Annotated in this window: 24 protein-coding genes; 11 read left to right on the top strand and 13 right to left on the bottom strand. The window is 59.4% G+C overall.

Annotation, left to right across the window (positions count from 1 at the left end):
- Positions 1 to 83: 83 nt before the first annotated feature.
- The 5 genes from NTD87_RS19945 to NTD87_RS19925 are packed head-to-tail and all read right to left on the bottom strand — an operon-like array spanning position 84 to position 3130.
- Positions 84 to 389 (bottom strand): lipid asymmetry maintenance protein MlaB, encoded by a 306-nt coding sequence (locus NTD87_RS19945; RefSeq protein WP_262115910.1) that lies wholly within the window; start codon positions 387 to 389, stop codon positions 84 to 86.
- Entirely contained in the window at positions 386 to 1045 is a 660-nt protein-coding gene (locus NTD87_RS19940) for a phospholipid-binding protein MlaC (RefSeq protein ID WP_262115909.1), read from the bottom strand. Before NTD87_RS19940 ends, NTD87_RS19945 begins: the two co-directional genes overlap by 4 nt.
- 11 nt (positions 1046 to 1056) lie before the next feature.
- Positions 1057 to 1524, bottom strand: a complete 468-nt coding sequence (gene mlaD / locus NTD87_RS19935) for an outer membrane lipid asymmetry maintenance protein MlaD (RefSeq protein ID WP_262115908.1) — start codon at positions 1522 to 1524, stop codon at positions 1057 to 1059.
- On the bottom strand, positions 1524 to 2321 hold the full coding sequence (gene mlaE, locus NTD87_RS19930) for a lipid asymmetry maintenance ABC transporter permease subunit MlaE (RefSeq protein ID WP_262115907.1): 798 nt from the start codon (positions 2319 to 2321) through the stop codon (positions 1524 to 1526). Before mlaE ends, mlaD begins: the two co-directional genes overlap by 1 nt.
- Complete coding sequence (locus tag NTD87_RS19925; RefSeq protein WP_262115906.1) at positions 2321 to 3130, bottom strand: ATP-binding cassette domain-containing protein; 810 nt, start codon at positions 3128 to 3130, stop codon at positions 2321 to 2323. Before NTD87_RS19925 ends, mlaE begins: the two co-directional genes overlap by 1 nt.
- Positions 3131 to 3407: 277 nt before the next feature.
- Here NTD87_RS19925 and NTD87_RS19920 point away from each other — a divergent pair, with 277 nt between their 5' ends.
- From NTD87_RS19920 to NTD87_RS19875, 10 genes are all read left to right on the top strand, one after another.
- Positions 3408 to 4382: a KpsF/GutQ family sugar-phosphate isomerase gene (locus NTD87_RS19920; RefSeq protein WP_123424282.1), complete on the top strand. Its 975-nt coding sequence runs from the start codon at positions 3408 to 3410 to the stop codon at positions 4380 to 4382.
- Positions 4382 to 4906 (top strand): KdsC family phosphatase, encoded by a 525-nt coding sequence (locus NTD87_RS19915; RefSeq protein ID WP_262115905.1) that lies wholly within the window; start codon positions 4382 to 4384, stop codon positions 4904 to 4906. The genes NTD87_RS19920 and NTD87_RS19915 overlap by 1 nt, the downstream gene beginning before the upstream one ends.
- A 7-nt stretch (positions 4907 to 4913) precedes the next feature.
- A complete protein-coding gene (gene lptC / locus NTD87_RS19910; RefSeq protein ID WP_262115904.1) occupies positions 4914 to 5486 on the top strand; it encodes an LPS export ABC transporter periplasmic protein LptC in 573 nt (190 codons plus the stop codon).
- Positions 5473 to 6018, top strand: a complete 546-nt coding sequence (gene lptA / locus NTD87_RS19905; protein ID WP_262115903.1) for a lipopolysaccharide transport periplasmic protein LptA — start codon at positions 5473 to 5475, stop codon at positions 6016 to 6018. Before lptC ends, lptA begins: the two co-directional genes overlap by 14 nt.
- A complete protein-coding gene (lptB, locus tag NTD87_RS19900; RefSeq protein ID WP_262115902.1) occupies positions 6018 to 6743 on the top strand; it encodes an LPS export ABC transporter ATP-binding protein in 726 nt (241 codons plus the stop codon). The genes lptA and lptB overlap by 1 nt, the downstream gene beginning before the upstream one ends.
- A 183-nt stretch (positions 6744 to 6926) precedes the next feature.
- Complete coding sequence (locus tag NTD87_RS19895; RefSeq protein ID WP_262115901.1) at positions 6927 to 8420, top strand: RNA polymerase factor sigma-54; 1494 nt, start codon at positions 6927 to 6929, stop codon at positions 8418 to 8420.
- Positions 8421 to 8498: 78 nt separating this feature from the next.
- Positions 8499 to 8807: a ribosome hibernation-promoting factor, HPF/YfiA family gene (hpf, locus tag NTD87_RS19890; RefSeq protein WP_262115900.1), complete on the top strand. Its 309-nt coding sequence runs from the start codon at positions 8499 to 8501 to the stop codon at positions 8805 to 8807.
- A gap of 12 nt (positions 8808 to 8819) precedes the next feature.
- The gene (gene ptsN / locus NTD87_RS19885; RefSeq protein WP_262115899.1) at positions 8820 to 9284 is read left to right on the top strand and encodes a PTS IIA-like nitrogen regulatory protein PtsN; all 465 of its coding nucleotides are present in this window, start codon (positions 8820 to 8822) and stop codon (positions 9282 to 9284) included.
- 2 nt (positions 9285 to 9286) lie between these two features.
- Positions 9287 to 10144 (top strand): RNase adapter RapZ, encoded by an 858-nt coding sequence (rapZ, locus tag NTD87_RS19880; RefSeq protein ID WP_262115898.1) that lies wholly within the window; start codon positions 9287 to 9289, stop codon positions 10142 to 10144.
- A gap of 15 nt (positions 10145 to 10159) precedes the next feature.
- On the top strand, positions 10160 to 10438 hold the full coding sequence (locus tag NTD87_RS19875) for an HPr family phosphocarrier protein (RefSeq protein WP_262115897.1): 279 nt from the start codon (positions 10160 to 10162) through the stop codon (positions 10436 to 10438).
- 186 nt (positions 10439 to 10624) lie between these two features.
- On the opposite strand, the gene pmbA is transcribed toward NTD87_RS19875, so the two are convergent.
- Positions 10625 to 11971 (bottom strand): metalloprotease PmbA, encoded by a 1347-nt coding sequence (gene pmbA, locus NTD87_RS19870; RefSeq protein WP_262115896.1) that lies wholly within the window; start codon positions 11969 to 11971, stop codon positions 10625 to 10627.
- Between the two features lie 108 nt (positions 11972 to 12079).
- On the opposite strand from pmbA, the gene yjgA reads away from it, so the two are divergent.
- Positions 12080 to 12604, top strand: coding sequence for a ribosome biogenesis factor YjgA (gene yjgA / locus NTD87_RS19865; RefSeq protein ID WP_262115895.1), 525 nt, complete (start codon positions 12080 to 12082; stop codon positions 12602 to 12604).
- A 47-nt stretch (positions 12605 to 12651) separates the two neighbouring features.
- On the opposite strand, the gene tldD is transcribed toward yjgA, so the two are convergent.
- The 7 genes from tldD to mreC form a co-directional block, all read right to left on the bottom strand.
- Positions 12652 to 14094: a metalloprotease TldD gene (gene tldD / locus NTD87_RS19860; protein WP_216742408.1), complete on the bottom strand. Its 1443-nt coding sequence runs from the start codon at positions 14092 to 14094 to the stop codon at positions 12652 to 12654.
- A gap of 5 nt (positions 14095 to 14099) precedes the next feature.
- Positions 14100 to 14960, bottom strand: coding sequence for a carbon-nitrogen hydrolase family protein (locus tag NTD87_RS19855; protein WP_262115894.1), 861 nt, complete (start codon positions 14958 to 14960; stop codon positions 14100 to 14102).
- 264 nt (positions 14961 to 15224) lie between these two features.
- On the bottom strand, positions 15225 to 19028 hold the full coding sequence (locus NTD87_RS19850) for a YhdP family protein (RefSeq protein ID WP_262115893.1): 3804 nt from the start codon (positions 19026 to 19028) through the stop codon (positions 15225 to 15227).
- A gap of 69 nt (positions 19029 to 19097) precedes the next feature.
- Positions 19098 to 20555: a ribonuclease G gene (rng, locus tag NTD87_RS19845; RefSeq protein ID WP_123424267.1), complete on the bottom strand. Its 1458-nt coding sequence runs from the start codon at positions 20553 to 20555 to the stop codon at positions 19098 to 19100.
- Between the two features lie 45 nt (positions 20556 to 20600).
- Positions 20601 to 21218, bottom strand: a complete 618-nt coding sequence (locus NTD87_RS19840; RefSeq protein ID WP_262115892.1) for a Maf family protein — start codon at positions 21216 to 21218, stop codon at positions 20601 to 20603.
- A 311-nt stretch (positions 21219 to 21529) separates the two neighbouring features.
- Positions 21530 to 22012, bottom strand: a complete 483-nt coding sequence (mreD, locus tag NTD87_RS19835; RefSeq protein WP_262115891.1) for a rod shape-determining protein MreD — start codon at positions 22010 to 22012, stop codon at positions 21530 to 21532.
- Positions 22012 to 23139, bottom strand: coding sequence for a rod shape-determining protein MreC (gene mreC, locus NTD87_RS19830; RefSeq protein WP_262116047.1), 1128 nt, complete (start codon positions 23137 to 23139; stop codon positions 22012 to 22014). The genes mreD and mreC overlap by 1 nt, the downstream gene beginning before the upstream one ends.
- Between the last annotated feature and the right edge of the window lie 21 nt (positions 23140 to 23160).

Here is a 23160-nt window from a genome sequence, read left to right as displayed (position 1 = left end):
GGTCGGACATCATACAAAAAAGCCCCGCGCCTGCGAACCCCGCATAGCAGGACTCTGACGGGGGGCTTCTATATAGATGGTAGTTATGGATGCGCCAACAGCTCGGTCAATTCGCTGACCTGAGCGATTTCGCGCATGTCATCGGGCAGGGCGCGGATGCTCACAGCCTTGCCAGCCGCCGCTGCATCGCGCATGAAGCATAGCAACAACGACAAGCCGACACTGCTGGACTTTTGCACACCCGAGCAATCAAGCACCAATGCTGGCGCCTTGCTCGACTTGATCAACGCCTGGCCCTGCTTGCGCAGATCCGGCCCGGTGCGGTAATCGAGCACGCCACTGAGCATCAGCTCACCGGCCTCGCCCATGCGGACGGCCGACTCACTCATTGAACAGTCTTCTTCTGAGTCGTATCCGCCTCAGTCTTTTCCTTGGCTTTGGCGACTTCACCGGCCCAACCATTGATGGTCTTGTCCAGGTCATTGCGATTGCGCTGCATCGCGTCGGCGAACTGGTCACGGAATATCTTGCCAATGTTGATGCCGTTGATGATCACGTTGCGCAGCTTCCACTCGCCATTGATCTTCTCGAGGGTGTACTGCACCGGGTAAATCGCGCCATTGCTGCCTTTGACCGTCATGCCAACGCTTGTACGGTCTCCCGACTCGTTCTTGGCAGGGTCGACGGTGATCCCCTGATTGTTGTACTCGAGCAAGGCATTGCCATAGAACTGGAACAGGCCGCGCTTGAAGTTATCTTCAAAGGTTTTCATTTGCGCCGGAGTGGCTTTGCCCGAGTACTTGACCGTCATGATGCTCTTGGAGATGCCCTCGGCATCCACCACGGGCCCAACGATGGTGTTCAAGGCATCGTAAAAGCCATTCGGATCCTTTTTGTACTTCTCTTTATTGGCCGCCAGGTCGGCGAGCAGCCGATTGGTGGTGTCCTGCACGATGTCGTGTGCGGACGGAGCAGCCACGGCGTGAGCCATAAACGGCAGGACCGCAAGTAATACCAACAGGCCACGTCGCAAGGTAGAGATCATGAAAAAACTCCTTATTTAGCGTCTTTGCTAACGGTATTGAGCAGGAATTTACCGATCAGGTCTTCGAGCACCAGCGACGACTGCGTGTCATGGATGGTCCCGCCATCCTTGAGCAGGGTCGCTTCGCCGCCAACGCTGATGCCGATGTACTTCTCGCCTAACAGGCCAGCAGTGAGGATAGATGCAGTGGAGTCAGTCGGCAGATTATCTACGCGTTTCTCCAGCTGCAGCGTCACCCGACCAGTGAAACTGTCGCGATCCAGATCGATTGCCGTGACCTTGCCGATGGTCACACCGGCCATGGTCACTTTTGATCTGACCGTCAAACCGGCGATATTGTCGAAATAGGCATAAAGTTTATAGCTATCGGTGCTCGAAACAGGGGACAGCCCACTGACCCGCAGCGCAAGCAACACTAAAGCCAGGATGCCAGCCAGCAAGAAAAGGCCGACACCGATTTCCAGGGTGCGGTTTTGCATCAGAAATCTCCAAACATCAAGGCGGTCAAAATAAAGTCCAGGCCGAGAATGGCCAATGAGGCATACACCACGGTCTTGGTAGTGGCACGACTGATCCCTTCTGAAGTGGGCTCGCAGTCATAGCCTTGGAATACGGCGATCCAGGTCACGACAAAGGCAAAGACGATGCTTTTAATGATGCCATTGAACACGTCACCATCGAACGTCACGCTGTTTTGCATGTTCGACCAGTAGGAACCTTCATACACACCCAACCAGTCGACAGCCACCCAGGAACCGCCCCAGATACCGACCACGCTGAAAATCATCGCCAGCAGCGGCAGGGAAATGAAGCCGGCCCACAGCCGGGGGGCAATGATGTACTTGAGCGGGTCGACGCCAATCATCTCCAGACTGGACAACTGCTCGGTGGATTTCATGTTGCCGATTTCCGCGGTCAACGCAGAACCGGCACGCCCGGCGAACAGCAACGCGGTCACCACCGGCCCCAGCTCACGCAACAGCGTCAGCGCAACCATCTGCCCGACCGCCTGCTCCGAACCGTAACTGGACAAAATGTTGAAGCCTTGCAGCGCCAGCACCATCCCGATGAATATCCCGGAGACCACGATGATCACCAGAGACATCACGCCGACCGAGTGCAACTGCTTGACCAGCAGCCCAAATCCGCCACTGACGCCACCACGCCCCAGCAGGGCGTGAAACAGGAACAGCGATGAACGGCCGAGCACCGCGACGCTGTCGATGCCGGCCTGGCCGAATCGACGAACTCTCTCTATTAGTGAAATCTTGCGCATCAGCGCTTCCCCAGAAGATCTGCGCGGTAATCCGTCGCTGGAAAGTGGAACGGTACCGGCCCGTCTGGATCACCTTTCATGAATTGATGAATCCGCGGATTATCGGAGCCCATCAGCTCATCGGGAGTCCCCTGCCCCAACACCTGCCCATCCCCTACGACATACAGGTAATCGGCAATGCTCGCGGTTTCGGCCAAATCATGGGAAACCACGATACTGGTGATGCCCAAGGCGTCGTTGAGCAGACGGATCAGGCGCACCAGTACGCCCATGGCGATTGGGTCCTGACCGACAAAGGGCTCGTCGTACATCAGAATCTGCGGATCGAGGGCAATGGCCCGCGCCAGCGCAACGCGCCGCTTCATGCCGCCAGACAACTCATCAGGCATCAGGTCGATGGCACCGCGCAACCCCACCGCCTGCAACTTGAGCAAGACGATGTCACGGATCATTTCATCCGAAAGCTGGGTGTGAACACGCAGCGGAAAGGCGATGTTTTCGAAAACATCGAGGTCCGTGAACAGTGCGCCGCTCTGGAACAGTACGCCCATGTGTTTGCGCGCATCAAACAGATCGCTGCGCGACAGCTCGGGCAAATTCTGCCCGTTGACCCACACTTCGCCACTTGAAGGGCGCAACTGCGCGCCCATCAGGCGCAGCAGTGTGGTTTTTCCGCAACCGGAAGGTCCCATGATGCCGGTGACCTTACCGCGCGGAATGCGAATATCGACATTATTGAAAATGCTGCGCGCGCCGCGCTTGAAGGACACTCCCTTCAGCTCGACCGCGTAGGCGTTATCGGCACTCATCTAAACTCCTTGCGATGCAAGCCTCTCACTCGGACGCCGTGCTCCCTGCCGAGAGCACATTACATCCTGGGCAGGCCGAACTGGCGACGAACTATATCACTGCTAATACAAAGCGCCCAAGGCCGAAGCCTGCGGCGTTCAGCATCAAGACAGGCAAAAAGGCGCAAGTTTCAGCGTTTGGGGGAGTCGCCGGAATAAAGCACGACGAACTAACGTGAGGGATTTGATCATTACCGCTATAATCGCCGCCTTTTCATCGGGCTATACAATTTCTGACATGAGCCAATCCAGCGACCTGATTCAATCAGCACAACGCACCATCCGCCTCGAGCTTGAAGCCGTAGAAGGCTTGCTGGCCCATATCGACGCGGATTTCGTACGCGCTTGCGAGATGATTCTGGCCAGCAAAGGCCGCGTGGTCGTGGTCGGCATGGGCAAATCCGGGCACATCGGCAACAAGATTGCGGCCACCCTCGCCAGCACCGGCACCACGGCTTTTTTTGTGCACCCGGCCGAAGCCAGCCACGGCGATATGGGCATGATCACCCGCGACGACATCATCCTCGCGCTGTCGAACTCCGGCTCCACCAACGAAATCGTCACGCTGCTGCCACTGATCAAACGCCTGGGCATCAAACTGATCAGCCTGACCGGCAATCCTGATTCGCCATTGGCCAAGGCTGCCGAAGTGAACCTCAATGTTCATGTCGAGCACGAAGCCTGCCCGCTGAACCTGGCGCCGACGTCCTCCACCACCGCAGCGCTGGTGATGGGTGATGCATTGGCCGTCGCGTTGCTGGAAGCCCGCGGCTTTACCGCCGAAGATTTCGCGTTTTCACACCCTGGCGGCGCGCTGGGCCGCCGCTTGTTGCTGAAAGTCGAAAATGTCATGCACGCAGGCCAGGAGTTGCCACAAGTCGTGCGCGGCACACTGCTCAAAGACGCGCTGATGGAAATGACCCGCAAGGGCCTGGGCATGACCGTCGTACTGGAAGCTGACGGCAAACTCGCCGGCATCTTCACGGATGGCGACCTGCGCCGCACGCTGGACCGCACCATCGACATCCATCAAGCCACCATCGACGACGTCATGACCCCTCATGGCAAGACAGCGCGCGCCGAGATGCTCGCCGCCGAAGCCCTGAAAATCATGGAAGACCACAAAATCAACGCACTGGTCGTGGTCGACAGCGAGGACCGTCCGGTGGGCGCCTTGAACATGCACGATTTGCTGCGTGCGGGAGTAATGTAATGAGCTCGGACCTGCTGCAACGCGGCAAAAACATCAAACTGGCGGTTTTTGACGTCGATGGCGTGCTGACCGACGGTCGCCTGTACTTCCTCGAGGACGGCAGCGAATTCAAGACGTTCAACACCCTCGACGGCCAGGGCATCAAGATGCTGATGGCCTCCGGCGTGACGACTGCCATCATCAGCGGACGCAAGACCCCGGTGGTCGAGCGACGAGCCAAAAACCTGGGCATTCCTCACCTCTATCAGGGCCGCGAAGACAAACTGGTCGTGCTCGACGAGCTTCTGGCGCAGCTGGGCCTAAGCTATGAGCAGGTTGCCTACCTGGGCGACGACCTGCCGGATCTGCCGGTGATTCGCCGCGTCGGCCTGGGCATGGCCGTGGCCAGCGCCGCCAGCTTCGTCCGCGAACATGCTCACGGCATCACTCAGGCTCGTGGCGGCGAAGGCGCTGCTCGCGAGTTCTGCGAGCTGATCCTGCGCGCCCAGGGCAACCTTGAAGCGGCTAACGCCGCGTACCTGTGAGCCACTCATGTTGAGCAAAAAGATTCGCAACATACTGTTCTTCGGGGTCATAGCCGCACTGTTCGCGGCCGTTGGCTACTGGAACATCAGCCCGGAACGCTTCCTCGACAAGCCGGTAGTGCACGTCGACGAGAGCCAGATCGACTATTACGCCATCAACGCCCACAGCGTGCAGTACATGCCCGATGGCAAATTGCAGTACGACATGACGTCCGACAAGGTCGAGCATCTCAAAGCCAGCGACATCACCCTGCTGACCAAGCCCGACCTGAATATGTATCGGGGCACCACTTTCCCCTGGCACGTCCAGAGCGAACGTGGCGAGGTCAATTCGGGCGGCACTGAAGTTGAGTTGATCGACTCGGTACGTGTTGCACGTACAGACGAGAAGGACCGCCCGATGCTTATTACCAGCAGTCGTATGACTGTATTCCCGCAGCAGCAATATGCGCAGACCGAGCAAGCCGTTAGAATCGACGGCGCTGGTGGTGTATCGACGGGTAACGGAATGAAAGCGTATTTGAAAGACAGCAGGATACACCTGCTATCGAACGTAAGAGGACAGTATGAGGCTCGTTAAAACTCTCCCTATTTTGCTCAGTCTGGGCGCAGCACTGGGAAGCGTGAGCGCCTGGGCTCTGCCGAACGATAGCGAGCAACCTATTCGCATTCAGGCCAACGACGCTCAGCTGGATGACAAACAAGGCATCGCCACCTACAAAGGTGACGTGATCATTACCCAGGGTTCGATGAAAATCACCGGCAACACCGTGACGATCACTCGCACCAAGGATGGCGCCATCGACGTGGTGACCTCGGTGGGCAACCTGGCGTATTTCGAGCAGTTGCAGAAAGTTGGCGATCCACAGCCGGTCAAAGGCTATGGCGTAACCATCCAGTACCATGCTGCGCAAAACCGCATCATCTTGATCGACAAGGCCAAGGTCATCAACGACGGCAACACCACCGAAGGCGAGAAAATCGTCTATGACACGGTGAAGCAGATCGCCCAGGCCGGTCGCGCCAACGGTAGCGCCATCACCGCACCGCGCCCACGCATCGACATGGTCATCCAGCCGAAGCAGAAAACCGACCAGCAGAAGGCCCAGTAATGGCTACTCTGAAAGCCCAGCATCTGGCCAAGAGCTACAAGAGCCGCCAGGTCGTGCGTGACGTCAGCCTGTCGATCGACAGCGGCCAGATCGTCGGCCTGCTTGGCCCGAACGGCGCCGGCAAGACCACCTGCTTCTACATGATCGTGGGTCTGGTCCAGGCCGATCAGGGGCGCGTACTGATCGACGACCTGGACGTCAGCCACCAGCCGATGCACGGTCGTGCACGGGCAGGTATCGGCTATCTGCCGCAAGAAGCGTCGATCTTCCGCAAACTCTCGGTTGCCGACAACATCATGGCCATCCTCGAGACCCGCAAGGAACTCGACAAGGCCGGTCGTCGCCAGGAGCTGGAAAGCCTGCTGCAGGAATTCCACATCAACCACATCCGCGAAAACCTCGGCATGAGCCTTTCCGGTGGCGAACGTCGCCGCGTGGAAATCGCTCGCGCCCTGGCCACGGCACCGAAATTCATCCTGCTCGACGAACCTTTCGCCGGCGTGGACCCGATTTCGGTGGGCGACATCAAGCAGATCATTCATCACCTCAAGGCCAAGGGCATCGGCGTGCTGATCACGGACCACAACGTCCGCGAAACCCTTGATATCTGCGAAACCGCTTACATCGTCAACGACGGTCAACTGATCGCCGAAGGCGACGCCGAAACCATTTTGGCCAACGACCTGGTGAAGGAAGTGTACCTGGGCCATGAGTTCCGCCTGTAAGCACTGAGGCGTTTGGTCAGTCGCCGGAGCGCTTACCCCAATAAAAAACTATACGTATTTATTGTTACAGCGCTCTAGGCAAACACTTCAGTTTCAGGCATATAATTTGCTTATGTTTGGCGCTCCGGCGCCCTGTAGTGGATGGCGCATGTGCGCCGGCGAATAAGGTGTTAAGCCCCTGCCATGAAACCATCGCTAGTCTTGAGAATGGGCCAGCAGCTGACGATGACACCGCAGCTGCAACAGGCCATCCGCCTGCTCCAATTGTCGACCCTGGACCTGCAACAGGAAATCCAGGAGGCATTGGAGTCCAATCCAATGCTCGAACGCCAGGAAGAAGGCGACGACTTCGATAACGCCGACCCGATGGCGGACAACATCGAGCAGAAACCCAACACCGATATCCAGGAGCCCTCCTACCAGGAAACCGCCCCCACGGTGGATAACCTCGAGGAAGGCGAATGGAACGAGCGCATCCCTAACGAACTGCCGGTCGACACCGCCTGGGAAGACGTTTACCAGACCAGCGCCAGCAACCTGCCAAGCAACGATGACGACGAATGGGACTTCACCACTCGTACCTCCGCCGGCGAAAGCCTGCAGAGCCATCTGCTCTGGCAACTGAACCTGGCGCCGATGTCCGACACCGACCGGCTGATCGCCGTCACCCTGATCGACTGCATCAATAACCAGGGCTACCTGGACGAAACCCTTGAGGAAATCCTCGAAGCCTTCGATCCGGAACTGGACATCGAGCTCGACGAGATCGAAGCCGTCCTGCATCGCATCCAGCAATTCGAGCCGGCCGGCATCGGCGCACGCAACCTTGGCGAATGCCTGTTGCTGCAACTGCGCCAGTTACCCGCCAAGACCCCTTGGCTGGCCGAGGCCAAGCGCCTTGTCATCGATTACATCGACCTGCTGGGCAGCCGCGACTACAGCCAGCTGATGCGCCGCATGAAGCTCAAGGAAGATGAACTGCGCCAGGTCATCGAGCTGGTACAGAGCCTCAATCCGCGTCCGGGCTCGCAAATCGAGTCCAGCGAAGCCGAATACGTGGTTCCCGACGTCATCGTGCGCAAAGACAACGAACGCTGGCTGGTGGAGTTGAACCAGGAGTCGGTTCCGCGTCTGCGCGTCAACCCGCAATACGCCGGTTTCGTCCGTCGCGCCGACACCAGCGCCGACAACACCTTCATGCGCAATCAATTGCAGGAAGCACGCTGGTTCATCAAGAGCCTGCAAAGCCGCAACGAAACCCTGATGAAAGTCGCGACCCAGATCGTCGAGCACCAGCGCGGCTTCCTTGAGTACGGCGATGAGGCGATGAAGCCGCTGGTCCTGCATGACATCGCCGAAGCGGTCGGCATGCACGAGTCGACAATTTCACGGGTGACCACGCAAAAATTCATGCATACCCCACGTGGTATCTATGAGCTGAAATACTTTTTCTCCAGCCACGTCAGCACCTCTGAAGGCGGTGAATGCTCGTCCACAGCGATCCGCGCGATCATCAAAAAACTGGTTGCCGCGGAAAATCAGAAAAAGCCGTTGAGTGACAGCAAGATCGCTGGTTTACTGGAGGCACAAGGCATTCAGGTGGCCCGTCGTACCGTCGCCAAATACCGGGAATCCCTCGGGATTGCGCCCTCCAGCGAGCGGAAGCGGTTGATGTAGACAGGACCACGTTACAGCGTTCCAGCGGCAGGTTTGCCAACCTGCCGTCTTATGCACTGGCAACGAAGGAGAAGCTGTATGCAAGTCAACATCAGTGGACACCAACTGGAAGTGACCGAACCCCTGCGCGCCTACATCGGGGAAAAACTCGAACGATTAGAGCGGCATTTCGACAAGATCACCAACGTGCAGGTCACGATGACCGTCGAAAAGTTGAAGCAGAAAATCGAAGCCACCCTGCATATTCCCGGTAGTGAAGTGGTCGCCAACGCCGAACATGAAGACATGTATGCGGCGATCGACTCACTCACCGACAAACTGGATCGCCAACTCAAAAAGCATAAGGAAAAGACCCAAAGTGTCCTCCAGGGCGCAACCGGTCGTTAACACTCCCAACCCATGATCCGACTTGAAAACATCCTGACCCCCGGCCGTTCTTTGGTGAACGTGCCGGGCGGCAGTAAAAAGAAAGCCCTCGAACAAATTGCCAACCTGATCGCCCGCGAAGTGCCGAGCCTGGCCATGCAGGACGTCTTCGAGAGCCTGATTGCCCGTGAAAAACTCGGTTCTACCGGTTTTGGCAACGGCATCGCTATCCCCCACTGCCGCCTCAAAGGTTGCGAGTCGCCCATTAGCGCCTTGATGCACCTGGATGCCCCTATAGATTTCGACGCCATCGACGGTGCTCCGGTCGACCTGCTGTTCGTTTTGCTGGTCCCGCAAGCCGCTACCGATGCGCACCTGGAACTGCTCCGCCAGATCGCCAGCATGCTGGATCGCAAAGAAGTCCGCGATCGCCTGCGCAGCGCAAAAAGCAATGAAGCCTTGTATCAGGTTGTCCTCGACGAGCAGAACGGTCACTAACCATGCGCTTGATCATCGTCAGCGGCCGCTCTGGCTCAGGTAAAAGCACTGCCCTCGATGTACTGGAGGACAGCGGCTACTACTGCATCGACAACCTCCCGGCCGGCCTGTTACCGGAATTGGCCGAGCGTGCACTGATTCACACCGAACTGGCGCAACCGCTGGTCGCGGTTTCCATCGATGCGCGTAACCTGCCCAGCCACCTGTCACGCTTCCCGGAACTGCTGGAAGAAGTGCGCAGTCGGCACATTCAATGCGATGTGCTGTATCTGGACGCCGACGAAGAAACCCTGCTCAAGCGCTTCTCGGAAACCCGTCGCCGCCACCCGCTGAGCAACGCCAACCGCTCGCTGGCCGAAGCCATCGATGACGAGACCAATCTACTGGGGCCGATTGCCGATCTGGCCGACCTCAAGGTCAACACCACCAATCTGAACCTGTATCAGCTGCGCGACACCATCAAGTTGCGCCTCCTGAACCAGCCAGAGCCGGGCACTGCGTTTCTGGTGGAGTCCTTCGGCTTCAAACGGGGGATGCCGGTCGATGCCGACCTGGTGTTTGACGTACGTTGCTTGCCGAATCCGTACTGGAAACCGGAGCTACGCACACAGTCCGGACTGGACCAGCCAGTGGCCGAGTACCTGGCCGCTCAACCTGATGTCGAAGAGATGTTCCAGGACATCTCCACCTACTTGCTCAAATGGCTGCCGCGCTTTGCCGCCAGCAACCGCGCTTACGTCACAATCGCCATTGGCTGCACCGGCGGGCATCACCGCTCCGTCTACCTGACCGAACGCCTGGGCCAAGTCCTGCAACAATCCCTGAAGAACGTCCAGGTTCGCCACCGCGACCTTAGCTAAAGGATTCACACCGCGATGCCCGCTCTGGAAATTGAAATCATCAACAAACTGGGCCTGCATGCCCGCGCTTCCGCCAAATTCGTGGGCAAAGCTGCGGAGTTTCCCTGTGAGATCAGAGTGGGCCGCACCCCCGATGTGAACAAGATGGTCGATGGCAAGAGCATCATGTCCATGATGATGCTGGCCGCCGGCAAGGGAACGACGATCCACCTTAACGCAGAAGGTGATCAAGCTCAGGAGGCGCTGGATGCGTTGAAAGAGCTGATCAACAACTATTTCGGCGAAGGCGAGTAAACACATAACCTTCTGGCGAGGGGGCTTGCCCCCGTTGGGTCGCGAAGCGGCCCCTCTCTTCACAAAAGAAGGGGACTGCTACGCAGTCCAGCGGGAGCAAACTCCCTCGCCACAGGGCTTGTGTCAGGCAATAAAAAAGCGCGCCCCCCATGGGGGGGCGCGCTTTTTTTGCTTAACAGTAAGGGTTTAGCTACCCGCCACTGTCATACGCTCGATCAACACCGAACCCGTTCGAATGTTGCTGCGCAGTTCCAGGTCATTACCCACCGCAACGATCTGCTTGAACATGTCGCGCATGTTGCCGGCGATGGTCACTTCCTGGACCGCGAACTGGATTTCACCGTTTTCGACCCAGAAACCCGCCGCGCCGCGAGAGTAGTCGCCGGTGACCATGTTCAAGCCCTGGCCCATCAATTCGGTCACCAGCAAGCCGCGTCCCATGCGCCGCAGCAGCGCCGCCTGGTCTTCATCGCCGTGGGTGACAAACAGGTTGTGCACGCCACCGGCGTTGGCGGTGCTCGGCATGCCGAGCTTGCGGCCGGAATAAGTACCCAGCACGTAAGACACCAACTCACCGTTCTCGACAAACGGCTTGGCATAAGTCGCCAGGCCATCGCCATCGAACGCTGAACTGCCCATGGCGCGCATCAGGTGTGGACGCTCATCGATAGTCAGCCATTCAGGGAACAGCTTTTGACCCAGCGCGCCTTCCAGGAACGAGGATTTGCGGTACAGGTTGCCGCCGGAAATTGCTCCCAGGAAACTGCCGAACAAACCGCCCGCCAATTCTGCGGAAAACAGCACCGGCACTTCGCAGGTCGGCACCGGGCGTGCGCCCAGACGGCTGGCCGCCCGTTGCGCCGCGCGTTGGCCGATGCTCGCCGGATCGGCCAGCAAGTTGCCCTGGCGATTGACGTCATACCAATAGTCGCGCTGCATCTGGCCGTCAGCTTCGGCAATCATCACGCAGCTCAGGCTGTGACGTGTCGACGCGTATCCACCGATAAAACCATGGCTGTTGCCGTACACGCGGCAGCCCTGGTGAGTGCTCAAGGTGGTGCCATCGGCGTTCTTGATCCGGCTGTCGGTAGCAAACGCCGCCGCTTCACAGGCCAGCGCCTGCTCGATTGCTTGCTCAGGGGTGATGTCCCATTCATGGAACAGGTCAAAGTCCGGCAAGTCCTTGGCCATCAGTGCGGCGTCGGCCAGGCCCGAGTGTTCGTCTTCGGAGGTGTGCTTGGCGATGGCCAGCGCGGCGGCAACGGTTTCGCGAATGGCCTCGGGGCCACTGGCCGAGGTGCTGGCCGAACCTTTGCGCTGGCCAACATACAAGGTGATGCCAAAACCCTGATCACGGTTGAACTCAACGGTTTCGACTTCCCGCTGACGCACCGAGGTCGACAGGCCCTGCTCCAGAGACACAGCCACTTCGCAGGCACTGGCGCCCTGACGCCTGGCTTCGGCAATGATCTGCTCGACTTGCTCTTGCAGTGCCGGCAACGCTTGTGGGCCGACGCTTTCAACTGCACTCATGCTGTTCTCCACTCAAATTCTGCTTTCGGTTAAGGTCATCGAGCGACCGGGCCGGACAAGCGGCCCCCGACTGGTTATCATGGCGGCGTTTCTTTGCGGACTGCCACCATGGTTGATTCTTACGACGACTCCCTCGACGGGGGAGAAAAAAGCAAAACCCAGGTCAAACGCGAGCTGCATGCTCTGGTTGACCTTGGCGAGCGCCTTACAACACTCAAGCCTGACTTGCTGGCAAAACTGCCGTTGTCCGACGCTTTGCGCCGGGCTCTGGCCGATGCACCCAAGCACACCGCGAACATCGCGCGTAAACGGCACCTCATGTTCATCGGCAAGCTGATGCGCGATCAGGACACCAGCGCCATTCTGTCGCTGCTGGACCAACTCGATGCCTCCACTCGCCAGTACAACGAACGTTTCCACGGTCTGGAACGCTGGCGCGATCGCTTGATCGCCGGCGACGATGCCGTACTGGAAAAGTTCGTCGTCGACTACCCGGACGCGGATCGCCAGCAACTGCGCTCCATGATCCGTCAGGCTCAGCATGAACTTGCACAAAGCAAGCCTCCTGCTTCCAGCCGAAAAATCTTCAAGTACATCCGTGAGCTGGACGAGACTCAACGCGGTCTGCGTTAACCCTCGTGTCGGGTGGGCTGTCACACAGTCCACCCGAAGCTCCATCCTTACGCGCCCGTGCCACCCACGGTGATCGCGTCGATTTTCAAGGTTGGCTGGCCGACACCCACCGGCACCGACTGACCATCCTTGCCGCACGTCCCTACCCCGCTGTCCAGCGCCAGGTCGTTACCGACCATCGACACCCGGCTCATGGCTTCCGGACCGTTTCCGATCAACGTTGCCCCTTTGACCGGCGCGGTAATCTTGCCGTCCTCGATCAGGTACGCCTCGCTGGTGGAGAACACGAATTTGCCGCTGGTGATGTCGACCTGACCGCCGCCCAGGTTGGCGCAGTAGATGCCTTTCTTCACCGAGGCAATGATTTCTGCCGGATCGCTTTCGCCACCGAGCATGTATGTGTTGGTCATGCGCGGCATCGGCAGGTGCGCGTAAGACTCACGGCGACCGTTGCCGGTGCGCGCCAGGCCCATCAGGCGGGCGTTGAGCTTGTCTTGCATGTAGCCCTTGAGCACGCCGTTTTCGATCAGCGTGGTGCACTCGGTCGGGGTGCCTTCGTCGTCGATACTCAGCGATCCACGGCGACCGGCCAGTGTGCCGTCATCGACGATGGTGCAGAGTTTGGACGCAACCATTTCACCCATGCGGCCGCTGTAGGCCGAACTGCCTTTACGGTTGAAGTCGCCTTCCAGACCATGGCCGACTGCTTCATGCAGCAACACGCCAGACCAACCAGAACCCAGAACCACCGGCAAGGTGCCGGCCGGTGCCGGAATGGCTTCCAGGTTGACCAGCGCCTGACGCAATGCCTCACGGGCGTAGCCCATGGCACGGTCTTCAGCGAGGAAATAACGGTAGTCGGTACGCCCGCCACCGCCATGACCACCGCGTTCGCGGCGACCGTTCTGCTCGACGATCACGCTGACATTGAAGCGCACCAAAGGTCGCACATCCGCTGCCAGACCGCCGTCGGTGGAGGCCACCAGAATCCGCTCCCACACCCCGGCCATGCTCACAGTGACTTGCTGGATACGCGGATCGAGTGCGCGAGTTGCCACATCGATACGCTTGAGCAGCTCGACTTTCTCGGCGCGCGTCATCACTTCCAGTGGGTTGTCGGGCCCGTACAAGCGGGCAACGTCCTGAGTGCTGAATGCCTGCACCGTACCGTTTTGCCCGGCACGGGAGATCGAACGGGCGGCACGGGCCGCCAGGCCAAGCGCCTCAAGAGTGATCGCATTGCTGTAGGCAAAACCGGTTTTTTCACCCGATTGCGCACGCACGCCAACACCCTGATCGAGGTTGAAGCTGCCTTCCTTGACGATGCCGTCTTCCAGCGCCCAGGACTCTGAAATCTGGCCCTGGAAATACAGGTCGGCCGCATCGATGCCCGGGCCAGCCAGATCACCCAGCACACTTTGCAGGTTCTCGATGGTCACGCCGCCCGGCGCTAGCAGATGTTCACTGACTGAGGACAACAACTCGCTCATAGGTTTTACGCCTTAATTCCACGTTCTGAGGCAGGTCGCTGCGCGCCCTGCGAGAAAAAGCGCCGGTGACTGGACACCGGCATCCGCGCCCGGATGGACGCCTGTTCGCTGCTATCGCGCTCGGCCAGCAGCACGGCCTCGCCTTGGTCCTGCTCCGCCAGCACGCGGCCCCACGGGTCGATAATCGCCGCATGGCCGAAGGTTTCACGCGGTCCCGGATGTGTTCCACCCTGGGCGGCGGCCAACACGTAACACTGGGTCTCGATGGCCCGGGCGCGGATCAACACTTCCCAATGGGCCGCGCCCGTCACCGCGGTAAACGCCGACGGTGCGGTAATCAGCTCTGCACCGGCTGCACGCAGTTCGCTGTACAGTTCCGGAAAGCGCAGGTCGTAGCAAACCGTCAGGCCTACCCGGCCGACCGGCGTATCGGCCACCACCACCTTACTTCCATGAGCATAGTCATCGGATTCGCGGTAGCGCCCGCGATTGTCCGCTACATCGACATCGAACAGATGCAGTTTGTCGTAACGCGCCACGGTCTCGCCGTGCTCATCGATCAACAACGAACAGGCATTGGATTTCGCCTGGGGCTGATCCACCGGCGGTAACGGCAAGGTACCGGCCACTATCCATAACTTGAGGTCGCGAGCGGCCTGTTTCAACCAGGGCAGGATCGGGCCTTCGCCCAAGGCCTCGGCGCGACCGATGTCAGCGATGTCGCGACGGCCCATGGCCGCGAAGTTTTCCGGCAACACCGCCAGTCGCGCGCCGCCCGCTGCCGCTTGCTCGAGCAGGTGCCGAGCCTGGGTCAGGTTAGTCAGCACGTCGCTCTGGCTGACCATTTGAATCACCGCAAGAGACATGGTCCTTTCCTTATTTGAGTTCTGCACGCCTTGCGTCTGCCTTGCGAATACCCGTAGCAGCTGGCGAAGCCTGCGTTCGGCTGCGAAGCAGTCGTAAATCAGGATGCACGGTTTACCTGAAAAATCGCGGTGTTTGATTTTACGGCCGCTTCGCAGCCGAACGCAGCCTTCGGCAGCTGCTACAGGGGACGTACGCGGCGACACAAATAAAGCCTACAGCCATGCTACTCCATAGGCTTGGGGAGTGCGTTCTGAAAAAAAGAGTCAAAAAGGTTTGTCGTAGGTAATTTTCGGCTCTTTCCACGGACCTTTGATGGTGTATTTGACGCTGGCAAAGCGCGCCACCCGATCACCGATCAGTTTGTCGATCAGAAACAGTGCGCCGCCTATCGCAGGCGCGCCGACGATCAGTGCGGCAATTGGCAGGTTGTTGGTCAACGGCAAGGTCACCAACAGATTCGCATCGACCCTGTCACCCACCAGGTCCAGCGTACCGTTGAGCTCCAGGTTGCTCGATGGGCCGGTCATGATAATCGGCTCACGAGTGACGTACACCCCATTGCTGGACACCAGCAATCCCTTGACCCGGTCGTAACTCAACCCTTTGCCGAACAGGTCGGAGAAGTCCAGGCGCAAGCGACGGCCGATTGAGTTGAAGTTGAGCAGGCCGAACACCCGCAATGCCTGCGCGCCACCTTCGACTTCGACGAATTGCCCTTTGCGTAGCGTGGCATCCAGGCTGCCGGAGTACCGCTTTGGTCCGACCCAGGCCGGCGAGCCAGGCCAGCGACCGTCGATGTCCATATGGAACTCTTCGCTGGTCACCGTCGGTGCAAAGCCCCACCCCTTGAGTACGTCGCCGAGGTTCTTGCCCTCAATACGTCCCTTGTACCAACTGCTGCTGGCGCCCGCCACGCCTTCCCAGCCACCCGCGCCCTGCAACTGCATGCCTTTGAGGCCCAGATTCATGCTGTTGAAGGCAATGCCCTTGACGATTGGGCGGACCTTCAGCGACCAGGCGCCCACCAGATCTGTGCCCTGATACAGCTGGTCAATATTGATATCCAGTGCAGGAATTTTCGTTGGGTCGACCGACGCCAGTGGGTCCGGTGCATTCTCGTCGGCCTGCACCTTCGGATCAGGTGCCGGCAACCGCACGTATTGCAGGTTGATCGCAATCGGCGCGGACTTGGCGTCGGGAATCCCGACACTGCCTTTGGCCTGCTGGCTATCGAGTTGCAACGCCCAGGCTGTCGGCTTGCGATCCAGTTGCAGGCGGGCCTGATCCAGCGTGGTGCCAAAACCCGTGAGCTTGTCGACCTTGAAGTCTGCGCCACTGAGCAATTGCTTGGCGCTGCCGCCCGGGTCCTGTCCGGCATAACGATCGATCAGCGCTTTCCATGGCTCGACATCCAGCTGCGACAGCACCCCACGGATGCGTAGACCTTTATCGCCAGGCAACTGCGCGCTGCCGCTACCCAGGAACAACTCGCCACGGCCATCGGCAAAATTGCCACCAGGCGCCGAAAAGGTGAAGTCCGCCAGGTCGCCATAGGTGAGCCAGTAACGCCGCTCAGGCCCTTGCAGGCTCATGCGCAACACCGTGTCGCGACCTTGCGCGGCGGACATGCCGAACGGTGCCGGCAAATCGATTGCCACGCCCTTGAGGTTGGAGCTGATCATCAACTGGCTGTCGGCGCCGTTGAGGTTGAGCTGTAACTGATAAGGGATCGTCCCGGAAACCGGTAACGGCTGAGTGACTTTCAGCCAATCGGTGAGTTTTTTCACCGCCACCTGGCCGTTGGCGGTGACCCGGGTGTTGAGCTTGCCAGGGCTGCCATTGGCATAAATCTGTGCGCTGATCGGCCGGTCAAAAGCCTGCGCAGTAATGTTCTGGCCACTGACCCCCTTGGCACTGTCAAAGCGGAAATCCCCTTTGAGCTGCGTCAGCTCAAGCTCCGGATCGCTCAGCTTCAGACGCGACTTGGCAGTTTTGAAGTCGACCACAATCTTCGGATCTTCGCCCTTGTCCAAGGGAATATCCAGTTTCAGACTGCCCTGCAATTCACCTTCGCCCTGCCAACCGGCGAAGGTCGAGCCGGTGCCGATCGGCGCGTCCTGAAGAATCTTCAGGCCATCACCCAGACCACCGGCGAAAGCACCGTCGAGGAACAGGTGACTGTGCTGCCCGGCGGGCGCATGGGGGATGTTGACGTAGATATCGCGAACCTGGGTGTCGAGCAACTGGCCCTTGCTGGCCAGAATGCGCACACCACTGTCCTCGATGAACACATCACCGCTGACCTTGCTGACATGCGGCCACCCCGGCTGGAAGGCCAGTTCGGCGTCATGCACTTTGAAGAACAGGCTGATGCTGCGCGCCGCGTCGGTGGCATCGTGGTTCAGCGAGCCCTGATACTGGAAGAAACCTTCATCCACCGCGCCTTTGAGAATCGCCGTACGCAGCCACTCATCGAGCGCCGGACTCAAGACCTTCGGCAGGTATTTGGCGGTGTAGCGCCCGTCACCTTCCAGCAGACCGACCCGCAGGTCCATGTAGTCTTCCTGGGTGTGATCGAAATGCAGGCGAATCAGGAAGTCGCCGGCAATCTTGCCCTCTTCGCCCAGCACCTTCAGGTACGGCGCAATCAGGGTGAAACCTTGTTGATCGAGTTTCCAGGTCAGCCGGGCATTGGCCTGAAGGTACTGCCATGGCTTGGCGAAGATCGGGTCCAGGTGCAAGGAAAAATCCTTGCTGTCCATACGCAGTTCGCCCTGGCCGAGGTCGCCGCTGATACTCCCGGAAACGTTACGCGCCGCCGGAGCACCGTGATAAGCGTCAAACCCGACACGCTCAAGATTGGCGGCGAAGCTGAATTTGCTGTCATCGGTAGCCTCGGGGCGAATGTCGATCAGCACGTTGCGCAAAGCACCGGTGACCTTGAGCCGCTCGACCACCGTGGCGAAGTCTTTGGGCAGCGGCCCCAAGGCATTGAGCAACGGTGTAATCGGGGTGAGGTCAAAGCGGTCGGCTTGCAGGTGCCAGAGTTCCGAGGTCTTTTCAGTGGTCGCGGTCTGTTGAACGTTCAGATGGGTTTCCCAGCGGGTTTCCCCCAGAGTCATGGCCAGGGAATCGAAGGACACCTGGAAACCTTCGGTGCTGCGCTGGAAATACCCGTTGAACGCCAGATTGTTGATCTGGATCGGCTTGCGCTCGGCGTAGGCACCCTTGATTTGCGGCGCGTTAAGACGAACCTCTGCGCGTTGCAGGGTCCCCTTGCTCCAGTTCACCCAAAGTTCGCCGCCGGCCTTGATCTCGGAAAAATGCCATTGCTGGGTCACGCGCTCAGGCAACCATTTCGACCAATCACTTTGTGGCAGGCTGAGGTAGCCGTCGACTTCAGCCTCTTGCCACTGATCGGCACGAATCCGGCTAAGCAGGCTCATGGCCAGTGGCTGGCCGTCTGGCAAGGTCAGACGAGCGTCGAGGCGCAGGCGGTTGACAGCGGTTTTAAGGTTCAGGCCGACGTGGGTCAGGGGTAGCGGCACGTGGTCGATCGGCAGCAAGGTGATTTGACTGTCGAGCACCGACACCTGCGCCACCATCTGCATGCGATTGAGCAGTTGCTCGGGGTTCAGCGGCTGATCCTGCCGCACCGGCAGACCTTCAAGCGCCCATTGACCCTGCGCGTTTTCCTTGAGGCTGATCTTCAGGCCATTGAGTTCCAGATGCTCGATCCGCACCGCACGCGCCAGCAGGCTGGCCCAGACATCCGGCACCACTCGCACCTGATTCAGGTGCAAGGCATTCGCGCCTTCCCCGACCGTGACGTTGTGGGCCAGCAATATCGGCGCCATGCCAGCCCAGCGTCCTTCCAGGCTACCGATCTGCAACGGCATGTCCAAGGCTTCGCGGGCCTTGGCTTCGACCTCCGCGCGATACTCGGCCACCAGCGGAATAAACTCGCGACCGAGGCTGACGTACAGCGCAGCCAGCACCAGCAACAATGCGCAGAGCCCCAGGCCCCAGCGGATCGATGCGGTGAAAAGGCGGATCAGACGGTCCATGTCAGTTGGCTCCCATGGCGAAATCGTGCAGCAAGCTGAGGCCAGCCGTTAGTAATGAAACACAGCGAATCAGAGCAGCACCACGTCGTATTGTTCCTGGGAGTACATGGTTTCTACCTGAAAACGAATGGTTCGTCCGATAAAACCTTCAAGTTCCGCGACATTGCCCGACTCTTCGTCGAGCAACCGGTCAACCACTTTCTGGTTGGCCAGCACACGATAGCCTTCAGCCTGATAGGCGCGGGCTTCCCGCAAGATCTCCCGGAAGATTTCGTAGCACACGGTTTCCGGGGTCTTGAGCTTGCCACGCCCCTGACAACTGCTGCACGGCTCGCAGAGCACCTGCTCGAGACTTTCGCGCGTGCGCTTGCGCGTCATCTGCACCAGGCCCAACTCGGTGATCCCGATGATGTTGGTTTTGGCGTGATCGCGCTCCAGCTGTTTCTCCAGCGTGCGCAACACCTGGCGCTGATGCTCTTCATCTTCCATGTCGATGAAGTCAATGATGATGATCCCGCCCAGGTTGCGCAGGCGCAACTGCCGGGCAATCGCGGTGGCCGCTTCCAGGTTGGTTTTAAAGATAGTCTCTTCAAGATTGCGGTGCCCGACAAAAGCGCCCGTGTTCACATCAATGGTGCTCATGGCTTCTGCCGGATCGACCACCAGATAGCCGCCGGACTTGAGCGGTACTTTGCGCTCCAGCGCCTTTTGGATTTCGTCTTCGACACCATACAGATCGAAAATCGGCCGCTCGCCCGGGTAGTGCTCCAGGCGGTCAGCGATTTCCGGCATCAGCTCGGCAACGAACTGTGTGGTTTTCTGGAAGGTTTCCCGCGAGTCGATGCGGATCTTCTCGATTTTCGGGCTGACCAGATCGCGCAGGGTGCGCAGGGCCAGGCCGAGGTCTTCGTAGATGACGTTCGGTGCGCTGACGGTCTTGATCTGCGCGCCAATCTGATCCCAGAGGCGGCGCAGGTAACGGATGTCCATCAGGATCTCATCGGCACCGGCGCCTTCTGCGGCAGTGCGCAGAATAAAACCGCCCGCCTCCTTGATGCCTTCCTTCGCGACACAATCGGTGACCACTTGTTTGAGGCGTTCGCGCTCGGTCTCGTCCTCGATTTTCAGCGAAATACCAACGTGGGCCGTGCGCGGCATGTACACAAGATAGCGCGAGGGAATCGACAGTTGGGTCGTCAGCCGCGCACCTTTGGAACCGATCGGGTCCTTGGTGACCTGCACCACCAGACTCTGCCCCTCATGCACCAATGCGCTGATGCTTTCCACCGCAGGGCCTTCACGCAGGGAGATTTCCGAGGCGTGGATAAAGGCTGCCCGGTCCAGACCGATATCGACGAATGCCGCCTGCATGCCTGGCAGAACGCGAACCACCTTGCCTTTATAGATGTTGCCGACTATCCCACGACGCTGGGTGCGCTCGACATGAACTTCTTGCAGGACACCGTTTTCGACCACCGCCACGCGCGATTCCATCGGCGTGATGTTGATCAGAATCTCTTCACTCATGGCAAGGTCTCGTTCAGGCATATTCACGATTATGGCCGCATCAAGTCAGTACGGCGCTTGGCGCGCGATAAGGTTTTGCCAACAGGGTATGCCGAAATGGCCGAGTAGCTCGAAGGTTTCGCACAGCGGCAGACCGACCACGGCGGAATAACTGCCGTTGAGCGCGGCGACAAACACCGCGCCAAGCCCCTGAATTCCGTAGCCGCCCGCCTTGTCCCGTGGCTCGCCGCTGGCCCAGTAGGCCGCTGCCTCTTTATGACTGATTGAGCGAAAACGTACCAGGCTGCGCACCACCCGTGATTCGCAATATTGGCCATCCAGCACGGCGATGGCGGTCAGCACTTCATGTTCACGCCCCGACAGGCTCATCAACATGCTCAAAGATTCGGCTTCGTCGAGCGGTTTGCCCAGAATCTGCCCATCGAGCACCACGGCGGTATCGGCACCCAACACACAAATAGGTGCACCCGGTTCGTTGAGCGCCAGCAATGCACGACCGGCCTCGGCCTTGCCGCGCGCCAGACGCTCGACATAGGCCGCAGGAGTTTCGTCAGTCAGAGGGGTTTCATCAATGTCCGCGCTGATGGCGGTGAACGGCACGCCGATCTGCGTGAGCAGTTCACGCCGACGCGGCGAGCCTGAGGCGAGGTAAAGCGGATTCATCAAGACATCTCCCTGTCGAGGTGCGGGTAGGGTCTGTTGACGCTTGGTGACGAACCGCGTTGCTGTGCCAACGTGTGCGAGGCAAGGCGCGGGATGCCGCTAATGGTTGTTCCCTTGGCAAATCCCGCAACGCAGCCTCGCGCACGTTGGCGCGCAACCCGAAGGGACGGGACCCATTTGGCGCAGGGCTGCGTTGCTCGGAACTGATTTGGAACAACCAAACTGCGTTCCTCGCGCCTTGCCCTGCGCCAAATGGGTCGCCGTCGCGGTCGTCACCAAGCGTCAACAGACCCTAAGCCTGACCGAATTAATTAATTGATTTTGTAGCGGCGGCTCAATCCACGCAATCCGAAGCTGACCCAGGGCCAGAGCAAGGCGCTGATCAGCGCAGGCAAGAGCACCGCCAGCGTCTGACGGTTACCGGTCAAGGCGCTGAGCCACAGTTGCAGCAGTTGTGCGAGCCCCAGGATCACCAGAATCACCAGGCTTTGCTGCCACATCGGAAACATCCGCAAACGCGGTCGCAGCGTCATGATCAAAAAGGTGATCAGGGTCAGAATCAGCGCGTTATGCCCCAGCAAGGTGCCAAACAGCACGTCTTGCATCATGCCCAGGCACCAGGCCGTGAGCATCCCGACTTTCTGCGGCACTTCCAATGCCCAATACGCCAACGGTAGCGCGAGGAACATCGGACGCAGGATCTCGACATGCGGGAACGGTACGATACTGAGCAACAAGCCGATGACGAACGTCAGCCAGATCATCCAGCCATTACGAGGTCGGCTACTGGCCATTATTCTCTACCCTGAGTGGTGGCTGCGGGCACTGTTGCCGCCGGCTTGGCGACAGCCGCTGAGGCGGCAGGCGGCTTGGCCACTGCGGGATGCACAGCATGTTTGGCCGGGGCCGAAGTTTTGGTCGCAGGCTTGGCCGCCGGTGTGGCCGGAGTGGCCGTTGCGGGTGCAGGTGTCGCGGCAACTGGCGCCGGTGCAAGGGAGGCGGCAGGTTTAGGGACGGTGGCTGGCACGAATGCCGCGCCGCCAGGATGCTGATCTGCATCCTGGGCCTGAGCCGCTTCGTTGGCACGCTCTTCCGGCGTGCGGCCGTCACTGAACACTAACAACATGTAACGACTGCGATTGAGTGCAGCGGTCGGCACCGCGCGCACAATGGCGAACGGCTGGCCAGAGTCGTGGATCACTTCCTTGACGGTCGCCACCGGGTAACCGGCCGGGAAGCGCTGACCGAGGCCGGAGCTGACCAGCAGGTCGCCTTCTTTAATGTCAGCCGTGTCCGCAACGTGACGCAGCTCCAGACGTTCCGGGTTGCCGGTACCGCTGGCAATCGCCCGCAAGCCGTTACGGTTCACTTGCACAGGAATACTGTGGGTGGTGTCGGTCAGCAACAATACCCGCGAGGTGTAAGGCATCAGCTCGACCACCTGCCCCATCAGACCACGGGCATCGAGCACCGGTTGGCCCAGCACCACGCCGTCGCGCTCACCTTTATTGATGATGATGCGATGGGTGAAGGGGTTGGGATCGACGCCGATCAACTCGGCCACTTCGACCTTCTCGTTGACCAGTGCGGACGAGTTGAGCAACTCGCGCAGCCGAACGTTCTGCTCGGTCAAGGCCGCAAGCTTTTGCAGGCGTCCCTGCAGCAGCAGGTTTTCGGTCTTGAGTTTTTCGTTTTCGGCGACCAGCTCGGTACGGCTGCCAAATTGACTGCTCACACCCTGCCACAACCGCTCCGGCAGGTCGGTGATCCAATAGGCGTCCATCAAGACCAGCGACATCTGACTGCGCGCAGGCTTGAGCACTTCAAAGCGGGCATCGACCACCATCAGCGCGACCGATAGCACGGCCAGCACCAGAAAGCGCACGCCCATTGAGGGACCTTTGGCGAAAAGCGGTTTAATAAGCCGCTCCTCCCAGGCAAA

This window comes from Pseudomonas sp. 6D_7.1_Bac1 (assembly GCF_025465945.1).
Lineage (GTDB): Bacteria > Pseudomonadota > Gammaproteobacteria > Pseudomonadales > Pseudomonadaceae > Aquipseudomonas.
Note: the sequence above shows the minus strand (reverse complement) of the source record. Positions and strands in the feature narration are given on the sequence as shown.